The sequence below is a fragment of the Anabaena sp. UHCC 0399 genome, assembly GCF_034931465.1.
GTDB classification, from domain to species: domain Bacteria; phylum Cyanobacteriota; class Cyanobacteriia; order Cyanobacteriales; family Nostocaceae; genus Trichormus; species Trichormus minutissimus.
This window is the reverse complement of record NZ_JAYGGZ010000010.1, coordinates 20,200-40,457: the sequence shown is the minus strand read 5'-3', so window position 1 is coordinate 40,457 and position 20,258 is coordinate 20,200. Positions and strand designations below refer to the sequence as shown.

Here is a 20,258-nt window from a genome sequence, read left to right as displayed (position 1 = left end):
TATCCCTTATTCCCTAATTAATTATGGTACAAACAATCCAAACGCGGGATATAAGTCTTTACGAACTAGAGGAAAATTTTGGATTAGAGTTAGTTACCAATAGTAATTTTTTCCCAGAATGGATAGAAAATTTACCGTTACTAACGGATATAGAAAAATCATCTTTAGAACGAGTAAAAAGCAATTATTTAAATTTAACTAAACGCCGCCCCATGTCTGAAGAAGTAGTGAAGATGGTTGTGTTGTCTCCACTACTTGATTTAGCTGGTTTTTATCAACCAAATTTCGAGATTGAAACAGAAACTTCCACTGAAATTTCTGCTGTAGATGAAAGTGTTATTGTTAAAGGTAGTATTGATGTTTTAGTCGTAAATAGAAGACTTTGGATACTTGTTATTGAATCTAAAAGCACTAAATTTGATGTGATATCTGCACTACCTCAAGCACTTGCTTACATACTCGACACTTCCAATGCTGAACGACCAACTTTTGGTTTGCTTGTCAATGGTAGAGAGTTTGTTTTTGTCAAGCTAGTTCAGTCACAAAAGCCAAAATATGCCCGTTCCGATGCTTTATCAATAGAAAAACCAAATGAAATTCAGCAAGTTTTAAGTGTACTAAAAAGATTTAGTGAATTAATTCTGTTGTAGTATTTTTGACTGAAAAAGAAGAAGATACAAGCCTGTATAGGGTGCTTCAGCGAGAGAAAACCTAGAAATACCAAACATAATTCAATTAACTAATTGATAGGTACAGTGGGGAGTGCTGTTAGCGGTAGCGGGGCTTTGAGCAGCGTGCTGAGTGGGGATAGTGACTCATACCCAAAGCCCGATACCCCATAACCATTACCTATAGACTATTGACCTCTGAACTCCGATGTATAAGTTACTTGTTTAACTTCTCCTTGTCCCCCTAAAGGTTGTGAAGGTTGATTATCAACAGCCACCAACACAGCACCAGCATTACCAGAACGCACAGTCAACTCTTTCTGTGCTACCCAAGTTCTTCGTTCTCCCTTGGTTAAATTACCGACAAACTCTGTCTTACCGTCTGCTGAGACTTGTAACCACGAATCGCCTTGCAGTTCTAAGGTGATTGTCAGATTGGAATTATCTGTGCTGTTAGGTAAAGCTGATGATTCTGTTGTTACAGGTAATGAAGTGGCTACTGGCGGTGTTTCTTGGGGAATAGAATTTTGTTGATTAGCTAGACTTTCATCTGTGGGAGAAGAGACTGCTTGTGAGGGGGTAGTTTGTTCAACTTGACTGGATACAGAGTCTTTTTTGTTGGTTAAAGATTCAGTTATGAGTTTAGGATTGAGGACATAAATTAGTCCAGTGCAAGCGATACCTAATAACAAAATATAGGTTACAACAAGAGGTATGCGAATTTGAGACTTTTTGTCTGAATTTCCCTTTTCATGCTTGGAATTTATATGAGAGTTTGGAGGTAAAGCATTAACCGTAAAGGAATTGGCAACAGCCGTACCATCTAACCCCACAATATCTGCATAACGACGGAGGAATCCTTGAACATAAACCAGTTCTGGTAATTCTTCAAACTCTCCTGCATCTAGAGCTTTTAAGAACGATAATCGAATATGTGTTTTAGCAGATACTTCTTCTATACGTATAGATTTTTCTTCTCTGGCTTGTCGTAAATATCTACTTATCTCCAGCAATTGTTCTTTTTGCGTCGCATTTAATAGTGTCACGGTCTGCTCCTAGTTTTAGCTAATGTTTACTATTCACCAGTGAGACTACTTAAGTAAGGTAAATATTATTACTATTTCATGCAATGATGAAATTTTTTGCCGATTTTAATTTTAATTAGAAATTCTAATTGAAAGATATTAACCTTTTTTGGGCATTAAAAAATTATTGTCTTTATCAATATTTGTTAAATCATCACATTATGCCGATAATCATCAAAAAATTGCCTCTTGTGTTACAAATATGTTGCAAGTGGCTACCGTTAGTAACGACAGTTGTCGCGATCGCGTATCTGACTCTGTGTATATTAGTCTCACGCCAACAAACTCGCTTGATATTTTTTCCCTCTACTGTCATTGAATTTACACCAGAGTATTTTAGTATCCCCTATGAGGATGTTTGGCTACCAGTTACAGCCGAGTCTGGTGAAGTAGAACGTCTCCACGCTTGGTGGATGCCTAGCAAAAAACCGAATGCTAAGGTGTTATTGTATTTACACGGGAACGGTAAGAACATTAGTGCAAATGTGAGTCATGCTCACAGATTTTACCAGCTAGGATTTTCTGTGTTGCTAATTGACTACCGAGGGTACGGCCGCAGCGAGGGTTCGTTTCCCAATGAAATGAATGTTTATCAAGATGCTGAAACCGCCTGGAATTACTTAGTACAGCAAAGACAAATTCCCCCTAAGCAGATTTTTCTCTACGGTCATTCGTTAGGGGGGGCTGTAGCTATTGATTTAGCACTAAAACAACCAAAAGCCGCAGGATTAATTGTCGAAGGTACTTTTACATCTGTGCGGGATGTTATAGATTATCGCAATATGTTTCGGTTATTTCCGGTTAATTTACTTTTGACACAGCGATTTGAATCTATTGAAAAAATACCTCAATTAAAAATGCCCATTTTATTCATTCATGGTACTGCTGATTCTACAATACCCGCCTTTATGAGCCAGAAATTGTATGCTGTTGCCCCTGAACCTAAAAAACTCATTTTGGTTCAAGGTGCAGATCATAACGACGTAGGAAAAGTAGCAGGGATGCAATATCTACAATGGGTAGAGGCTTTTGTGCAGAAGTCAATGGTTAATAGTCAATAGTCATTATTTAAGGGGCATTGGGCATTAGGCATTGTGCATCTAGCGAAGGATAGATTGCCATTATCAATTAAATTGGTATGAGTTAATAAGTTAGTAAAATTCATCCCAAACCTTCCTGATTTATGTATGAATAGCGGGATAAATTATACAGAATGGTCTGGGTTGTTTAGTCAAATATACTTTAATTATGTCTACCGCATCTGTGTATTTATTAAATATGCCAGGAAAGTCGGCAGTTACCCTTTCTCAAGATGAATTGCGATCGCTCTTGGGTCAGATTGAGGCTGAACTTCATAGTAGTGAAATTTATCGCCGGATTGTAGCTAGGTTACAAATATTATTAGGTGATGCTGGTGAACAAGCCAAAGTGTTGTGTAAAGCTGTAGGTAGAGAAGCGATTGGTTTGGCATTCCAGCAATTTGCACAACAAGATTCAGAAGAAGATAATACTGAGATTGCAGCGAATATTAAACCAGAAAATTCTAGTGCTTTATTTAATTGCCAGACACAAGTAGCGTTAACCTCAGAGACAACCAGCATCAATACAGGTGTAAGCATTGCTACAGATAGAGAAAGTACAACAAACACTCACAACAACCCAGTAACCAGACTCAGCCAGTGGTTGCACCCAAACAACAAGTCTTCCAAAGCTGAGTTAGCCAAACAAATGGCAGAACAACACCGTTTAGAAACCATGCGCCAAATAGGTTGGCAATTAAAGCAAGCCCGTGAGTCTCAATATTTGAGTGTAGAGCAACTGCAAGTCTATACTCACATCTCAGTCCCACAGATGGAAGCAGTGGAAAATGCCAATTTTGAGTTTTTGCCAGAAGATGTATGTTTGCGGGGTTTTATCCGCGTCATGGGCAATGCTTTAGGAATCAATGGCACAATTTTGGCAGCTTCTCTACCCACACCTGGCACAGTCAAATCAATTTTGCCCTCGTTGTATCAGCCTCAGAAAGATGCTTTAAACTTGAGATTAGAAATACGTCCACTACATTTATATCTAGGTTATACAGCCCTTATTGCTGGCGCAGTCGGAGGATTATCACATCTATCTCAGCCATCAACCACTAACAGTTTAGTAAATTCACCAGTTCCATCAGTTTCCCAGTCACTACAGCACCAAGCTGATGTCACTACTAAACCAGGAATCAAATCTAGTGCGGATGGTAGTATCAGTGTGGGCAATGATATCGCACCACCGGAAGCTCTTTAACTAAATTTTTCCTGTGATTTTCTTGGCACTATGATAAGTCTATTTTGCCAGGATTGTCATAACGGCATCTTAAACTTGGTAAAATTCAGGGTGCGACAGAGGAGAACATTTAGATATGCTAGCCACCCATACGGATTTAAATATAGCTGCCTTAGAAGCAGAATATAGTCAAAAATCACCAAGGGAAATTCTCAAATTTGCCCTAGAAACCTTTAACAACCTAGCAATTTCTTTCAGTGGTGCTGAGGATGTTGTGCTAATTGATATTGCTTCCAAGATTACCAAAAACTTCCGCGTGTTTACACTTGATACCGGCAGGTTACACCCAGAAACATATCAATTCTTAGATAAAGTTAGAGAACATTATGGGATCAAATTAGAAGTAATGTTCCCTGATGCTGCGGAAGTTCAGGCTTTGGTAGAAGAGAAGGGATTGTATAGTTTCTATCAAGATGGTCACAAAGAATGCTGTGGAGTTCGCAAAGTCAGACCACTGCGGCGCAAACTCAACACTCTGGATGCTTGGGTGACAGGACAGCGCAAAGACCAAAGTCCCAGCACTCGCAACCATATTCCTGTAATTGAAGTTGATAGTGCCTTTTCCACTGAAGACCATCAATTGATTAAGTTCAACCCCTTAGCAAATTGGTCTTCTGGTGAAGTGTGGGAATATATCCGCGCTTTAGATGTGCCTTACAACAAATTACACGAACGCGGTTTTGTGAGTATTGGTTGCGAACCCTGCACTAGACCTGTGTTACCGAGTCAGCATGAACGTGAAGGACGCTGGTGGTGGGAAGAGTCTACTGCTAAGGAGTGTGGTTTGCACGCGGGTAACTTGCAGAAATAGTCAGTCATTCCACCAGACGTAGAGACGTAGCAATGGTACGTCTCTACAAACCAATTTGTGTACGAAAAAGCGATCAGACCCTCATTAATCAATCGCTGTCTTTACTCAGTATTCAGCACTATTCACCTATAAATGTGCATAAATAAGGAATAACCGCTAGCTGCCAAAATGAATAAGATGGTTGCAGTAAATATTACTATATCTCTGATTATAAATAAAATCCAATCTTTTCTGAGTTCTTGTCTAAACTTGAGTTCTCGCAGCTTGCGCTCAAGTTTTGCATCTTCTTCTGGCTGTTTGTTTACTGTTAATATAATTAGTGGATTTTTACCTTTGGAGGCAATTACTTGAGATAAATCTTTTACATCTGTCATGCTGTTAGATGCCAATAATTTTAGATGCCAATAATTTCAGTTTCCAGATTTTGTTTATCGTCTGTAATCCAGAGATGTTTGCCTTTTAGCTTGGCTTCTACTACTACTTCCAAGAGTGCAATCGCTTTGAGAAATACTTCAGTGTTATCTCCATTAATTTGTTGTACTAGATTGTTTATTGTTTCATATAATTCTGGCGATAAATCTAAATTGATTTGAATTCTTTGGGGTCTATTCTGTGTAGTCATATCTATTTAAATTTCTAAATCACAACTCAATAATAAAACTTTCTCGGAGGTGAAAGTCAGCCTCTGCGCCTGTATGTGCTAATGCCCAGTAAGTTACATAACCATTTTGTTGTTTAATTACAGTAGTTATTGCAACATCAATAGCTTGGTTTTCTGAAATAATTTTAGCTAAATTGAACTTTAATGAAAGCAATAAACTATCTGATTGATTCTGAATACTAAAAGGAAGTTCAGCAAAAGCTGTTTCCTCTTGCATACCTTGGCGATAGTTATCAAAGCGATATATATTCCAATGTCCAGCAGGGGAAAGATTAAATTCCCAATAATGTTGAGAATTCTTGACACCAATAAAGAACTCAAAGCAGGTATTTTCCCATAGTTTATGCTGGCGGGTTGGTGTGTCTACAGGTGTGGGAATAACAACTTCTTCTAAGTCACCTGTTAGTTGGTAGTTAATGTCGAGATGATTACTATGATGGCTAATATTACCTGTAATTTTTAGATTAGGTAAAGAGTCATCGGTGAGGAATGGTTGTAAAGAAAATGTTTGATGGTTCATTTCAAGTCTTGAATTATTTGGCGAATCTGGGTTGCTTGAGATTCAATACTTTCAGTTAGCTTAAACTGGACGATCGCTCTTGCTAAGTTATGTTCTGGATGCTTTACTTTAAAGTAGACATTCCCAGCTAAATAATCAGCAAAAAATCGCAGTCCCAACTCAAAGGCGATGAGGCGAATAGCATCGTATATATACGCGTAATCGTTTTCAGTCAAAAATGCTTTAGCAACGGAGAGATAACCCTGTAATATTCCTTGACACAAATCCGTATCAAAATAAACGCTGTCCCAATCTGCGGTTTCTTCACCAACAGGATTGCAACCAGAACGCAAGCAGTCACCAATGTCATAATGTACTAATCCCGGCTTCACGGTATCCAGGTCAATCACACTCACTGCTTTTTGAGTAGCAGTATCAAACATGACATTGTTAATTTTAGGATCGCCGTGCATCAGGCGCAGAGGTAACTTACCCTCAGCTTTGGCATTTTCTAGGATATATGCAAAGGTAGTGCGATCGCTCACAAATTGTAGGCAATAATTTACTTCTGGGGATATTTGCGGCGTAGTCCTCGCCAGCACTTCTTGATAATGGCGCAGATAAAGCGGCGTAATATGAAAACCTTCGAGGGTGTCAGCTAGTTTTTGTGGTGGTAAGTCGCTGATCAGGTTGTGAAACATCCCTAAAGCATAGCCAATTTCTTGAGCCTGTGCGAGATTTTGCATTGTGTCGAAAGATTGCGACTGTTCGATAAAGCTAATCGCTCGCCAGAATGAACCTTCGGCATCAATATAATAGTCTTGAGCTTCTTGAGTTGATAGTACGCGCGGCATTTCCCAACGACGATCTAAAGGGGTATGTTGTAGTTTTTGGCAAATATGATCAGTAAAAGTACGCAGATTCTGCATAATCAGTTGGGGTTGGCGAAACACCTGCGTATTGATGCGTTGCAGGATAAAATGCTTGTCCCCAGGAGAATCAATATTTACTAAGAAAGTATCATTAATATTGCCACTGCCAAACGCTTGAACATCCACAATTTGTCCCTGAAGCGTGAATCGTTCAGCAATTGCCACCAGATTTTCTACGCCATGCGTCCTGATAACTGTTGTCATATTCGTTTTTCCTACTCCCCACACTTAAATTGCACGAAGGCAATAGGAAACTATAGTAGCGTAAGTTTCACGTTAGGTCTGTATATAAGTGTTGCAAATATTGCGATCGCCTCCCCACTCCCCACTCAGCACTCCCCACTCCCCACTCACAACTCAGCACTCAGCACTCAGCACTCAGCACGGGCTAACGCCCCGCTCCGCTAACAGCACTCCCCACTCACATTGTCAGTGGAAGACAGCATGACTGGTTGTTGATACAGGGGGACAGTGAAGGTGACAGTAGAACCAAGTCCTTCACCGAGACTGTAAAAATGTACTTCCCCACCCATGGCCTCTACTAGTTTCTGAGATATTGCCAATCCCAAACCAGTCCCACCGTACTGGCGGGTACGCGAACCATCCACCTGTGAGAATAGTTGAAATAGTTTGTCTTGTTGGTCTAGGGAAACACCAATACCTGTGTCTGCTACCCTGACTCTCACCATGCCAGGAAATTGCTGTTCTGGAAATTTCCCTTTGTGAACTACTATATCAGCACTAACAGTAATACCACCTTCGTGGGTGAATTTGATGGCATTACCTGTTAAATTCAGCATGACTTGCAACAACCTTTGGTAATTACCTTGGACAATGATGTCATCGGAAGTGGGAGGTAATTGCATCCTGAAGCTGAGGTTTTTTACTGCTGCTTGGGGACACATGAAGTTTTCAACATCAGCAAATAGCTCATCTAGCTTGACAGGAGCGCAAACTAACTCCATTTTGCCTGCTTCGATTTTTGCTATATCTAAGATGTCGTTAATGACAGTTAGCAGATGTAAAGATAGTTCGTGGGCTTCTTCTAAAAACTGATTGGTTTCATCTACATCATCTACCATACCGTCTAAAATCAGCTTTAAGAAGCCAATCATCCCGTTGAGGGGGGTACGAATTTCATGGGAGACGTTAGCGAGAAACTCACTTTTGAGGCGGGAGGCTTCTTCGGCTTTTTGTCTGGCTGCTTCTAGTTCTTTATATAAGGTAGCGTGAGCGATCGCAGTTCCTAACTGATCTGCTACTTCTGTAGCTAGTTCTAATTCCCCATCTGTTAATGGGTGACATTCATCTGGCAGATTAATCGCAATTAAAGCATTGGCTTGGTCTTGATAGCAGGTAGCCACCACTAAAATTTTTTGTTGTGGGCAGAGATTATACCCTGGAACTTCCATGACGACGGGTTCTAAGGTTGCCAAGGCTTGAGCAAAGGCTGGTTCAGTATTGACATCAATTTCTAACCCCAGCATGGAAGGCCGTTCTGGTTGATGATACTCTGCTATCACCCGCACTTTGGAGCTGGTGGGTTGATAAGGGCAAATAATACACCGTTCTAGCTGCAATGCCTTGCCTAAACTATCAACTGTTTGCTGCCAGATTACATCTAAATCTAATGTCCGTCGGATATTTCTGGTAATTTTGTTGACTAGTTTTTGGTGTTTTTGCGATCGCAATTCTAAATCTATCTGGTGCTGTGGATTAATTGCTACATTTACTTCTTGAGTATTAACTTTAACTTGTAATAACCTACCCGTTACTAAGACTGTAGTCGCGTTAGTTCCCAGGGGCGGAATCATCGGACAAATTGCCAACTCCAACTCGAATAAATTGCGATCGCACTTAAACCAGCATTGACACCTTTCGGGAACTAAACTAGTTAAAATTCGATGCACTCTTTCCAAATAGGCAGCCTGATCTACTGGGATAAAGACTTCCTCCGCATTGCATTCAGTAGCTATGCGTTCCGGGTTAAAACCCAAAAGGTCAGTCTTCTGCCAATAAAAAGACAGGTAACGCCCTGTTCCATCCTGCGTATATACCAACTCAGCACCAAGGGTTGGTAACAAGCGATCAGCTTTAGAGTTGATCGATTCCAGATTTTGGGGAAATATGTTTGGCAATTGGGAGTTGGCAGTAATAGTCATTACATCGAGTTGGATAGAAGAATGGCAACTCAAAACAGTTTTACTTAAACTAGGCAAAGCTTGGCATAAAAATTTACAGCTTTTACACACTGAGTATTGCGTATTTTAGCTGTTCTGGAATCTAGATTGACCAACTTTACATTTTTCGGCTTGATTCTTTACAGCCTATTTATGAAATCTCAATCATTCCATTCCCCCCTCGGTGGAACGGGGATGCGATGAGGGGTGCGTGTCAGTTCATCATCTCTAAGAATCTCACCCCGCAACCATTGGCGAATCGCTACTTCAATCACCTTACTCGGATCATCAGTGAGATGCTGGATTTGCTCCAGTAAATCCGAGTCCAGGCGGACAGCGATTTCTACCTTATCGGCTGAGATGGACTCCGCATCGGTAGCTCTTTCTTTCATATTCATAGGTTTATATACTCAGGAACGGTCTTCTCACCAGCTTTGTAAAGCAGTTGTATCTACTGTTCGGGTTGTTTACTGACAAAATGTTAAAAGTTTATAGTTACATAGTTCCCCGAAATTTAATCAAACTAACAGCATCAGGTAGCAAGTTGCTATTTTCATAGCGGCTTCCAGACAATCGGCGGAAGTTTTGTCAGTAACTTAGAATATCAGGGCAATTACAGGCAGCAATTGACCATCATCTCTACACTATGTACTTACATATATTTATTGTACGCTTCAGGTTGATGAATACTAGCAGCGAAAAATGGACTTTATAGAGATTCTTAAAAAGTCTGTTGGGAATCTTTAAAAATGGGGACTGGGGAATAAAAAGTAAAAATAATTTACTTTATGCCCAATGCCCAATGATTATTGACTATATAACTAGCAGCGTCTTGGCGAAGAAAGCATTAAAATACATGAAGTAAATAGCTTTTTAACCTTGGTTGCTGCTTCAGCAAAGATTAGTATATGACTGACGTTCCCGCAGTTCGCATTCGCAATTTCTGTATTATTGCCCACATTGACCACGGGAAATCAACCCTTGCCGATCGCCTTCTGCAAGCCACTGGCACAGTTGAGAATCGGCAGATGAAGGAACAGTTTCTCGACAACATGGATCTGGAACGGGAGCGCGGCATTACAATTAAGCTGCAAGCTGCCCGGATGAACTATCAAGCTAAGGATGGTCAGCAGTATGTGCTGAACTTAATTGATACTCCAGGTCATGTGGATTTCTCTTATGAAGTGTCACGCAGTTTGGCGGCGTGTGAGGGGGCGTTGTTGGTGGTGGATGCGTCCCAAGGTGTAGAGGCGCAAACTCTCGCCAATGTTTATTTAGCCCTGGAACATAATCTAGAGATTATCCCCGTTCTCAATAAAATTGACTTACCTGGGGCAGATCCAAACCGGGTAATCGGTGAAATTGAGGAAATTATTGGTCTAGATTGCAGTGGGGCAATTTTAGCCTCAGCCAAAGAGGGAATTGGGATTGATGAAATTCTCGAAACCATTGTAGAACGTGTGCCACCAGCACCTGATAACGTCAATGAACGCTTACGGGCGTTAATCTTTGATAGCTACTATGATGCCTATAGAGGTGTCATAGTATACTTCCGGGTGATGGATGGGAGAGTGAAAAAAGGCGATCGCGTCTATCTAATGGCCTCCGAGAAAGAATACGAAATCGACGAGTTAGGTATTCTCTGTCCCACCCAGAAACAAGTCGATGAACTCCACGCCGGGGAAGTGGGTTACTTCGCCGCCGCCATTAAAGCTGTAGCTGATGCACGGGTGGGTGATACCATTACCCTCGCTAATGCCAAAGCCGCAGAAGCTTTACCTGGATACACAGAAGCCAACCCAATGGTTTTTTGTGGGATGTTCCCCATTGATGCTGACCAATTTGAAGATTTACGGGAGGCTTTAGAAAAGCTGCGGCTGAATGATGCGGCGTTAAAGTACGAACCAGAAACTTCTAGTGCGATGGGGTTTGGTTTCCGGTGTGGTTTCTTGGGTTTGCTGCACATGGAAATCGTTCAAGAACGCCTAGAAAGAGAATACAACCTGGATTTAATTATTACAGCCCCATCTGTGGTTTATAAGGTGATCACGATCAAGGGTGAAGAACTGTACATTGATAATCCTAGCCATTTACCCGCTCCCAACGATCGCGAACGCATTGAAGAACCCTATGTCAAAGTAGAAATGATTACACCAGAAACCTACGTTGGCACTTTGATGGAGTTGTCGCAAAATCGCCGGGGTGTGTTCAAAGATATGAAATACCTCACCCAAGGACGCACCACCCTGACGTATGAGTTACCTTTGGCGGAAGTTGTCACCGACTTTTTTGACCAAATGAAATCGCGATCGCGCGGTTATGCCAGCATGGAATATCATGTGATTGGCTACCGCGAAAATCCTTTGGTGAAGTTGGACATTATGATCAATGGTGATCCTGTGGATTCCTTGGCCATGATTGTCCACCGCGACAAAGCCTATAACATGGGACGATCAATGGCGGAAAAACTCAAAGAACTGATTCCCCGCCACCAATTCAAAGTACCCATTCAAGCCTCCATTGGTAGTAAAGTAATTGCCAGTGAACACATCCCCGCCTTGCGGAAAGATGTCCTCGCCAAATGTTACGGCGGTGATATCAGCCGGAAGAAGAAACTCCTCCAGAAACAGGCTAAAGGTAAAAAGCGGATGAAATCTGTGGGAACAGTAGATGTACCCCAGGAAGCTTTTATGGCTGTGCTGCGTTTAGATCAAACTTGAAGAAGGGGACAGGTTACAGGTTACAGGTGACAGTTTAGTTTTAGATAGGGAACAGGAGATAGGAAACAGGACATATTCTGTTCCCTGTCTCCTGTTCTCTGTTCCCTATAGTGAGGGGTAAGATACTTCATTTCACTTGCACAGGGATCAGCTAATCTAAGAAGTTTCATCAGGATTGATAATTTTTGATCGCTTTTGCCCACATAACTGGGAAAAAATCAGAAAATTTTAGTACATTTACTTACTACAGTTGCCACTCTCATACTTTTAAATCTTTATAAAGCATTGGGGAGTCTCGTTCATGAAGATACTGGTACTAAGTTGGGAGTTTCCACCGAGGATAGTTGGCGGTATTGCGCGTCATGTGGCTGAGTTGTACCCCGAACTAGTCAAACTAGGCCATGAAATCCACTTAATCACAGTAGAGATTGGTCATGCTTCAATGTATGAAGTAATAGAAGGCATTCATGTACATCGAGTCCCAGTTTCCCATAGTAATGACTTTTTTCACTGGGTGGTTAACCTCAATCAAAGTATGGGACATCATGGTGGCAAGTTAATTTTAGAGGAAGGCAAGTTTGATTTAATCCATGCTCATGATTGGCTAGTTGGAGATGCAGCGATCGCTCTCAAGCATACCTTTAAAATTCCCCTGATTGCTACCATTCACGCCACTGAATACGGACGCTACAACGGCATCCACAACGATGTCCAAAACTATATTCATAGCAAAGAGAACCTACTAGCTTACAATGCTTGGCGAATTATCGTCTGTACTGATTATATGCGCCAAGAGGTAGCGCGAGCCTTAGCCAGTCCTGGCGATAAAGTCGATGTGATTTATAACGGTATCCGCCCAGAAAAGAAAAAACATCACGAAGATTTTCACGCCCAAGATTTTCGTCGTCAATTTGCTGAAGACCATGAAAAAATTGTCTACTACGTAGGACGCATGACCTACGAAAAAGGCGTATCAGTTTTAATCAATGCAGCCCCCAAGGTGTTGTGGGAAATGGGGGGTTACGTCAAGTTTGTCATTGTTGGGGGAGGTAACACCGACAATCTCAAACGCCAAGCTTGGGACTTGGGAATTTGGGACAAATTCTATTTTACTGGCTTTCTTTCCGATGAATATTTAGATAAATTCCAAACGGTAGCTGATTGTGCTGTTTTTCCCAGCTTTTACGAACCCTTTGGGATTGTAGCTTTAGAAAGCTTTGCCTCACGAGTTCCTGTAGTGGTGTCAGACACAGGCGGATTCCCAGAGGTAGTGCAACATACCAAAACTGGGGTTGTTACCTGGGTAAATAATTCCGATTCTCTAGCGTGGGGAATTTTGGAAGTGTTGCGAAATCCCGGTTATAGCCAATGGCTAGTCGATAATGCTTATGAGGATTTAGAACGCCGTTTTAGCTGGCCGAAATTAGCCCAACAAACTGATGCTGTTTATCGCCGAGTAGTAGAGGAGCGATCGCAAATTGATTGGTAACAAAATGCAGCATCAGCCAAAGCATTAATGTTTATTTTCAACTATTTTGAGCTAAAAAACAACACCAGCCCTGTACGGTGGGAATTTTGCCCTTGGAAGTGCGAAATTAAGCAATAGTTGCACTTTGCTCTAGAAGGTTTAGTATGACAAGGGCATTCCCAAGTATAGCAAGGTTCTTGAAAGCCGTAGGAACTATGTTGTTAAGGGTGATAACCCGTCTTACAGCATACCTGAGATTCGATTTTGATAGCAACACGGCTGAGATTCTGCCCCCATTAGCTGGCCCTGTGTTTAACTTGGGTGGCGGTGGGCCTGATGTAGAAGCAGCTATCCAGTGGATGATCAACCAAGTTAGAGGTGGTGCTAACTCTGTCCAGAAAATTAATGTTGTTGTTATCCGCACCTATGGTAGTCATGACTACAATCGCCTAATTTCTGCCATGAAAGGCGTGAACTCTGTGGACACACTGATAGTCAGCAATCGTCAAGACGCAAATAGAGGTGACATTGTCCAAAAAATCAGAAATGCTGGGGTAATTTTCTTTGCTGGCGGTGATCAATGCCAATACATCCGCAGCTGGAAAAATACCAAGCTTGAAGCTGCCGTTCGTTCAGTTTATCAAAGAGGTGGTGGTATTGGTGGTACTAGTGCCGGGTCAATGATTTTAAGTGATTTCATTTACGATGCTTGTGCTTGCGAAGACCCGATTGAAACTAAGAATGCTCTCGAAGATCCTTACGAGAATATTACCTTTACCTACAACTTTTTCCGATGGCATCATTTGCAGGGAACAATCATTGAGACTCACTTCAATAGTCGTAAACGCATGGGGCGCATTATGGCGTTTATTGCACGACAAATTCAAGATGGTGTGTCTAGTAGTGCGTTAGGTATCGCTGTAAGTGAGGAGACATCGGTAGTTGTAGATAAATATGGTAAAGCAAAAGTAATGGGGAGGAATGCGGCGTATTTTGTGTTAGGAGATCACCCCCCAGAGATATGCAAACCCCGAACACCATTGACATATTACGACTATAAAATTTGGCGTGTTTCTAATGGTGATACCTTTGATTTAAATAATCCACCTAGTAGGGGTTATTATTTTCGGAGTGTGAAACGGGGTAGGTTTGATTCAGATCCGTATTAAATCAGAACGTTTTTTAGAAAGAGATAGGAGGGTAGTAACGCGGCGAACCTGAAATAGTGCATAAATTATATAGGACTCATATTTGATTTCTGAAAAAAACTTCGGAGACTTTAGAAGTATTTTTCCTACTCCCTACTGTCAGCCTACGCAGATAATTTCAAAAATCAAAGCAGATTCCTATAATCCTTATGGTGTGGGCTTATAGCCTACACCCGATAGGCTAGAAGTCTATCCCAAGAGGAAACTATAGTGAGGATGAACAGAGCTTAGGCAAAACCATTCAGGCATCACCTAATGTACAACAATACAATGGATGATTACACTTTGTCCCAAATATCGGGATTGTCTACATCCTCTGGAATATTTGGTTTCCCACCAGGTGCAAAGGATTCTCCTTGATTGGCTTCCTCAATTACTTTAAAGACTTCTTTGACTTTTTCAGTCCAATCAGTTAAATTAACATCTTGTTGAATGGCGAACATATCTTTCATACCACGCAACTCAAAAATCGGTGCTTCTTTAGGTGACTGAGAAATCGGTTTAGACACTTCCTCATCTTCGTTAACTTCTTTATCCAGATCCAACTTGTCCACTGCTTTAGAAACTGCTTTTTCTGTTACATCTTCGATTTCTTCTGGCATCACTTGGATATCTGTTGAATCTCCATATGATCCCATCCCTTCAAAACGTTTATCTGTTGCTTTACTAATTAAATCTCCCTTTAACATACCCTTGAGCCATTCGATTCGCTTGATTTTAAGCTTGTAAGATTGCTGATCGTCATCTGAGTCTTCTGGCAATAATTCCATGCCCATCAGCACTTGATTGATAATTGGTTCTTCTGCTAATTCTTCTGCGGTTTTATTCACATACACATCTTTTTTCAGTACCAGTTCTTTTATGACTTTCTTGGTAACTTTTTTCTTGCCAAATACTGAAGTCATCAATTCAAACATTCTGTCTTCTTCAACTTCAACATTTTCCTCTACGTTGACTGTAAACGTTTCTTGTTCTTTTTTCTTGCTAAAACCAAGGCTAGCGGCAATTTCTAAGATTAAACCCGCCCATTTATTGATGTTGCTCTCTTGACTAAAGAATGAATACTCTGGAACAAGACTAAACATTTTATCAAAAGAAGTTCTGGCCATAAGTTTGAACGCGGATTTTGGATAACTAAGTGTTCCTTTACTTGATCCTTGTTCGATATAGTCTAAGATTAGTGTTGCAAAACCAATTAATTCTGGGCTGGCATCTTGACCATCCAAGTATTTATCTTTTAAATCCTTATTTTGTAGCTTGGTTGTCACTGTTGCTCCTAGACCTTTCCCACCACCACCTTTGGCAGACTGAATTGAATACAAGTTTGCCAACTTATCAAGGGCAATAGCAGCCGAGGCTTGGATTTTACCAGATGTACCATGCGGCTCAACAAAAACATCTGCCTTGCCACCATATTTGTTTGCTAAATGGCCTGCTTTCTCTCCGTCTTTAAACATTGACTGCATTTTGCCTTGAGCTTCGGTGACGGATTCTAAGGCTTCTTGTTGTGTTGTATATGGCTTTGTGACTACTTCAACGGCAGATACTTGAGCATCGTATGTATCTTCTCCTTCAATTTTGTATCCGTTTCCCGAAATGATTTCCTCACCTTTGTTTAAGCGACTTTTTTTGTCATCGTTTTTATAGGATTTCCATTCTCCAAATTCAAATTCAAATCCAACAGCCCGTTGAATTAACTGCCGATTCACAGTGTGATGATTCTGCTGCACCACATGAGTTAATTCATGAGCAATCAACTCTTGTCCTCCTTGAGTGCTTGGCTGATATGCTCCTTGCCGAAAAAAGATATCCTGCCCAGTTGTAAATGCTTTTGCCTGAAGGGACTGGTTTAATTGATCAGATTGTGAATCTGTGTGAACTTTCACCAAACTAAAATCTGTGCCAAATGCCTGTTCCATTGGCTGTTGGATGTGTTCTGCTAGTGGTTGTCCAGTACCGCGTGACTTTTGAATTGCAGATTCAAGTTTTGGACTGGCGGTCATACCTCCTTGGCTTAAATGCAACTGAAGCGTGGGTTGCATTTGCAGTCTTGGTTTTTTTTGGAGTTCTTGTTCTTCTTCTGGCATCTCTTGTGGTTGAAGTGCAAGAGACTGGGGAGCATTCATCTGTTGCACTACTTGTTTGGCCATGCGATCAGCTTCCTGCTCATACTTATCTCCCGGTGCGCCGATCGCTAATTTTGGTTGCACAGGTGCTTGATCGCCTGCTGGATTAAAAATAGCGAACTCTGGAATCTGGCTGGCGTATCCCTGCATTCCTGGCAACTCCGTACTTTCCTCTGGTTTTGCCTGCACAGCAAAGGGGCGAGATACCAAGGAATTAGAAGCCAAAGATTGCTTTTGTGATGCTTTATGAGTCCGCATAGCCACACTCCAAATCGCAGCCAAATAATACTCTATCTTCTCACTTTTCTCAGTAACATCAATTAGACTTTTAGATGATTGTTATTCAGCAAAAATCATGATATCCACCCCTTAACTTCTACATCTGTTAAGGGTCGTTCCATCTTGATATACTCACTTTTCGCCGATTGGAGGATATGCTTCATCCCCACAGGTTCATCAGCATCGGCTGCCACAAATGCGGCATTGAGGGCAATATTACGAATATTACCACCAGCGACACTCAGCTTGGCTAATTTCTCAAAATCTAAATCTGCGGTTGGGGTTTGGCTGGGAAACACCCGCCGCCAAATCTCGGCTCGCTGTTTGGCATCGGGAAAGGGAAACTGCACAATAAAGCGAATGCGGCGCAGAAATGCCTGATCTAAGGAGGCTTTTAAATTGGTGGTGAGAATTGCTAAACCTCGGTAGGATTCCATGCGTTGCAGGAGATAGCTTACTTCAATATTGGCATGGCGATCGTGGGAATCTTTCACCTCTGTGCGTTTGCCAAATAGGGCATCGGCTTCATCAAAGAGTAAGATGACTCCTCCCCCTTCGGCAGCATCGAATACCCGCCGCAAATTCTTTTCTGTCTCGCCAATATACTTACTCACCACGGCACTCAAATCAATCCGGTAGACATCCAAATGTAGGGTATTGGCTAAAACTTCCGCCGCCAGGGTTTTGCCTGTACCACTTGCGCCCGCAAACATGGCACTGATTCCCAAACCCCGCCCTCCCTTAGCAGCAAACCCCCACTGCTCATACACTTTAGAACGCTGTCGTAAATGGGCGGCAATATCTTTTAACACTCCCAACTCATTGGGCGGTAATACCAAATCCTCCCACTGGGCTGTTGCTTCTATGCGTTGCGCTAATTCATCCAAGCGGGGACGGGCTTGGCTACGACAGGCATCCCAGAGGGAACGGAAGGCTTGGGCGGTGTCGTCAGCAGGGTTGTGTTGAGTTTTAAATTGCCAACTGGTGGCTGTAATTGTCGCTGTATTGAGGTTGAAGTGGGAAACGAGGCGATCAATGTGTCCATTCCAATCGGAGGATGTTTCACTCAGAGCAGTTTGCCAGACTTGACGCTGTTCGGCTGGACTGGGTTGATGCACGTCCAAGGTGAGCAGAGGACGCTGGATGGCACGACGACGTTCTAGACTGGAGATGATTAAGGGGGCATCTAGGGTGTCGAGTAGCTGAGTTATGTTATTTTCTCTTTCCCCTTCGGAAGATTCGGTTGTGTTCCCGCCATCCAGTACCATGACTCGCCGATACAATCGCCATTCCCTCTCCCACAAACACCGGACAAGATGTAGTTGATGATTCTCACGGGGCAAGTTCTGGGCAGTTACAGCATACCCTGTTAATCCTAAAATCTGACAGGTATGAGCTGCGATCGCTTTTTTGCTGGTTGCATCTGTGCCACATAGTTGCAATATCGGTAACACTCGCTGTTCTTGAGAAGCTTGCACCCAAGAGTTTGCCATCTGTTCTGCCAAGGCTGTATGGGATGGGACTAAGTTTTCCATCTGTAATGGGGATGCTCCCAATTGCGCCAATCGCTCATCCAAGGGGCGCAATCCTGCCAAGTAATGGGTAATCTGCTCGTCTAATCGTAAAGGCGAAATAGTCAAGGCTGGGGCTGATCCCATTTCAATTAATCGCCAGCGTCGCAAAGGTGCATCCTGGGTAAGTGCGCCCCAATAGGGGGAGGATGTGATGGATAAGGCCAAACTGAATGTGGGATACTCCCACTGTGGCTGTCCCTGGGCTTTGGCACATAGTCTACCCCAGTTGCGGTCAAATTCCATCCCCGCACACAACATCACAATCTGCCGCTCAAGTGGGGAGAGGTTAAAGATTTGACACAGTTGTTCTAAGGCGGGAGGTGCTTGAGCAAAGGCAGGCTCTTTTTCTATATCTACGAATATGCCAGTCTTCCAGTCCTCATTTCCCTGTTCCTGCTGTTCAATTAGCCGCTCTAAAACTTGACGGGTTTGGGCAATTACTCCCATCAAGTAACGGTGATTTGCGGGATACCAATCATCTGCAACAGGTTTGGACGGCATTTTATACTAGAGTTTTTTGTTTACGTAAACTTTCAATGGTAGCGATCGCGTGCTTCGCTACTATATCAATTTCTGTTGGCGTGTTGAACCTGCCTATCCCAAAGCGGATGGAAGCATAAGCTAATTGTTCGGTGTGTCCCAAAGCGGTGAGAACATGGGAAGGTGTAGTTTTCGTCGATGAACAAGCTGAACCAGAGGATACGGCCATGACTGGCTGTAACCCTAGGGAAAGTGCTGCACCATCGACTCCCTCAACGCTAATATTTAAGTTTCCTGGTAATCGCTGGGTGGGATGTCCGTTCAGATGAATCCCTTCTAACTGTGAAAGCTGATTCCACAAGCTTTGTCTTAACTGTGTGAGGCGTTGACTTTCTGTCTCTTGTTCGGCTAAGGCTATTTCTACAGCTTTGCCAAAACCGACAATTTGCGGTGTGTATAAAGTCCCAGAACGCATTCCTCGTTCATGTCCTCCCCCGTGCTGTTGGGGTGCGAGTTGGACTCTGGGGTTACGTCTGCGGACATATAATGCACCGATACCCTTTGGCCCGTAGACTTTATGGGCTGTCAGAGACATCAAATCTATGTGCATGGATTGCACATCTAAGGGAATTTTACCAATAGCTTGGGCTGCATCTGTATGGAAAATAATCTGGCGTTCATGACACATTTCCCCAATTTTAGCTAATGGTTGCAACACACCAATTTCGTTATTAGCCGCCATCACCGATACTAAAATTGTCTCAGGACGCAACGCTTTTTCTAAGTCAGCTAAATCAATTAATCCATTGGCTTGCACTGGTAGGATAGTAATATCAAAACCAAGGGTTTTTAAATATTCACAAGGGTCAAGGACTGCGTTATGTTCAGTTGCCAAAGTAATAATATGCTGACCTTTTTGAAAATAAGCTTCTGCTACACCTTTAATGGCTAAATTATTTGCTTCCGTTGCACCGCTAGTAAACACAATTTCTTCTGGTGTAGCGTTAATTGCTGCGGCTAATATTTCCCGCGCTTGTTTGACAGCCGCTTCTGTTTCCCAGCCATAAATATGATTAATACTAGCTGGATTGCCAAATTTTTCTGTAAAGTAGGGTAGCATTGCTACTAACACCCGTTCGTCTACAGGTGTGGTAGCCTGACAATCGAGATATATAGGACGATTAGACATAGTTAGCTTAATATTTGACTTATTTTTTTAAATATAACTAGAACTTTCTACAATTC

General features: G+C 42.1%; 17 protein-coding genes. 7 read left to right on the top strand and 10 right to left on the bottom strand.

The genetic code is table 11. The features are described 5' to 3' along the window. The first annotated feature begins 23 nt into the window (after positions 1-23). Positions 24-650, top strand: a complete 627-nt coding sequence (locus VB693_RS07690) for a type I restriction endonuclease subunit R (protein WP_323265740.1) — start codon at positions 24-26, stop codon at positions 648-650. Between the two features lie 206 nt (positions 651-856). Here the strand turns inward: VB693_RS07690 and VB693_RS07685 are convergent, their stop codons facing one another. After that, a complete protein-coding gene (locus VB693_RS07685) occupies positions 857-1,714 on the bottom strand; it encodes a RodZ family helix-turn-helix domain-containing protein (RefSeq protein ID WP_323265739.1) in 858 nt (285 codons plus the stop codon). Positions 1,715-1,914: 200 nt separating this feature from the next. Between VB693_RS07685 and VB693_RS07680 the strand changes: the two genes are divergently transcribed. From VB693_RS07680 to VB693_RS07670, 3 genes are all read left to right on the top strand, one after another. Further along, the gene (locus VB693_RS07680; protein WP_323265738.1) at positions 1,915-2,814 is read left to right on the top strand and encodes an alpha/beta hydrolase; all 900 of its coding nucleotides are present in this window, start codon (positions 1,915-1,917) and stop codon (positions 2,812-2,814) included. Positions 2,815-3,001: 187 nt separating this feature from the next. Beyond that, positions 3,002-4,036 carry a helix-turn-helix domain-containing protein gene (locus tag VB693_RS07675; RefSeq protein WP_323265737.1) on the top strand — a complete coding sequence of 345 codons (1,035 nt, stop codon included), beginning with the start codon at positions 3,002-3,004 and terminating at the stop codon, positions 4,034-4,036. 115 nt (positions 4,037-4,151) lie between these two features. Continuing rightward, a complete protein-coding gene (locus VB693_RS07670) occupies positions 4,152-4,886 on the top strand; it encodes a phosphoadenylyl-sulfate reductase (RefSeq protein WP_323265736.1) in 735 nt (244 codons plus the stop codon). A gap of 122 nt (positions 4,887-5,008) precedes the next feature. Here VB693_RS07670 and VB693_RS07665 read toward each other — a convergent pair whose 3' ends face one another. From VB693_RS07665 to VB693_RS07640, 6 genes are all read right to left on the bottom strand, one after another. After that, entirely contained in the window at positions 5,009-5,260 is a 252-nt protein-coding gene (locus tag VB693_RS07665) for a hypothetical protein (RefSeq protein WP_323265735.1), read from the bottom strand. Between the two features lie 20 nt (positions 5,261-5,280). Then, entirely contained in the window at positions 5,281-5,508 is a 228-nt protein-coding gene (locus tag VB693_RS07660) for a DNA-binding protein (protein ID WP_323265734.1), read from the bottom strand. 19 nt (positions 5,509-5,527) lie between these two features. After that, positions 5,528-6,067, bottom strand: a complete 540-nt coding sequence (locus VB693_RS07655; RefSeq protein ID WP_323265733.1) for a DOMON-like domain-containing protein — start codon at positions 6,065-6,067, stop codon at positions 5,528-5,530. Next, positions 6,064-7,182 carry an aminoglycoside phosphotransferase family protein gene (locus tag VB693_RS07650; protein WP_323265732.1) on the bottom strand — a complete coding sequence of 373 codons (1,119 nt, stop codon included), beginning with the start codon at positions 7,180-7,182 and terminating at the stop codon, positions 6,064-6,066. The genes VB693_RS07655 and VB693_RS07650 overlap by 4 nt, the downstream gene beginning before the upstream one ends. A 200-nt stretch (positions 7,183-7,382) precedes the next feature. Then, entirely contained in the window at positions 7,383-9,140 is a 1,758-nt protein-coding gene (locus VB693_RS07645; RefSeq protein ID WP_323265731.1) for an ATP-binding protein, read from the bottom strand. A gap of 179 nt (positions 9,141-9,319) precedes the next feature. Further along, the gene (locus VB693_RS07640; RefSeq protein ID WP_190704826.1) at positions 9,320-9,556 is read right to left on the bottom strand and encodes a hypothetical protein; all 237 of its coding nucleotides are present in this window, start codon (positions 9,554-9,556) and stop codon (positions 9,320-9,322) included. A gap of 510 nt (positions 9,557-10,066) precedes the next feature. On the opposite strand from VB693_RS07640, the gene lepA reads away from it, so the two are divergent. The 3 genes from lepA to VB693_RS07625 all read left to right on the top strand — a co-directional run bounded on the left by lepA (position 10,067) and on the right by VB693_RS07625 (position 14,515). After that, on the top strand, positions 10,067-11,878 hold the full coding sequence (gene lepA / locus VB693_RS07635; RefSeq protein ID WP_323265730.1) for a translation elongation factor 4: 1,812 nt from the start codon (positions 10,067-10,069) through the stop codon (positions 11,876-11,878). A 301-nt stretch (positions 11,879-12,179) separates the two neighbouring features. Continuing rightward, positions 12,180-13,367 (top strand): glycosyltransferase family 4 protein, encoded by a 1,188-nt coding sequence (locus VB693_RS07630; RefSeq protein ID WP_323265729.1) that lies wholly within the window; start codon positions 12,180-12,182, stop codon positions 13,365-13,367. A 143-nt stretch (positions 13,368-13,510) separates the two neighbouring features. Next, complete coding sequence (locus VB693_RS07625) at positions 13,511-14,515, top strand: cyanophycinase (protein ID WP_323265728.1); 1,005 nt, start codon at positions 13,511-13,513, stop codon at positions 14,513-14,515. A gap of 317 nt (positions 14,516-14,832) precedes the next feature. Here VB693_RS07625 and VB693_RS07620 read toward each other — a convergent pair whose 3' ends face one another. The 3 genes from VB693_RS07620 to VB693_RS07610 form a co-directional block, all read right to left on the bottom strand. After that, positions 14,833-16,938, bottom strand: coding sequence for a DUF4157 domain-containing protein (locus VB693_RS07620; RefSeq protein WP_323265727.1), 2,106 nt, complete (start codon positions 16,936-16,938; stop codon positions 14,833-14,835). Positions 16,939-17,033: 95 nt separating this feature from the next. Further along, positions 17,034-19,034, bottom strand: coding sequence for an ATP-binding protein (locus VB693_RS07615; protein WP_323265726.1), 2,001 nt, complete (start codon positions 19,032-19,034; stop codon positions 17,034-17,036). A 1-nt stretch (position 19,035) separates the two neighbouring features. Further along, positions 19,036-20,202, bottom strand: a complete 1,167-nt coding sequence (locus VB693_RS07610; protein ID WP_323265725.1) for an IscS subfamily cysteine desulfurase — start codon at positions 20,200-20,202, stop codon at positions 19,036-19,038. Between the last annotated feature and the right edge of the window lie 56 nt (positions 20,203-20,258).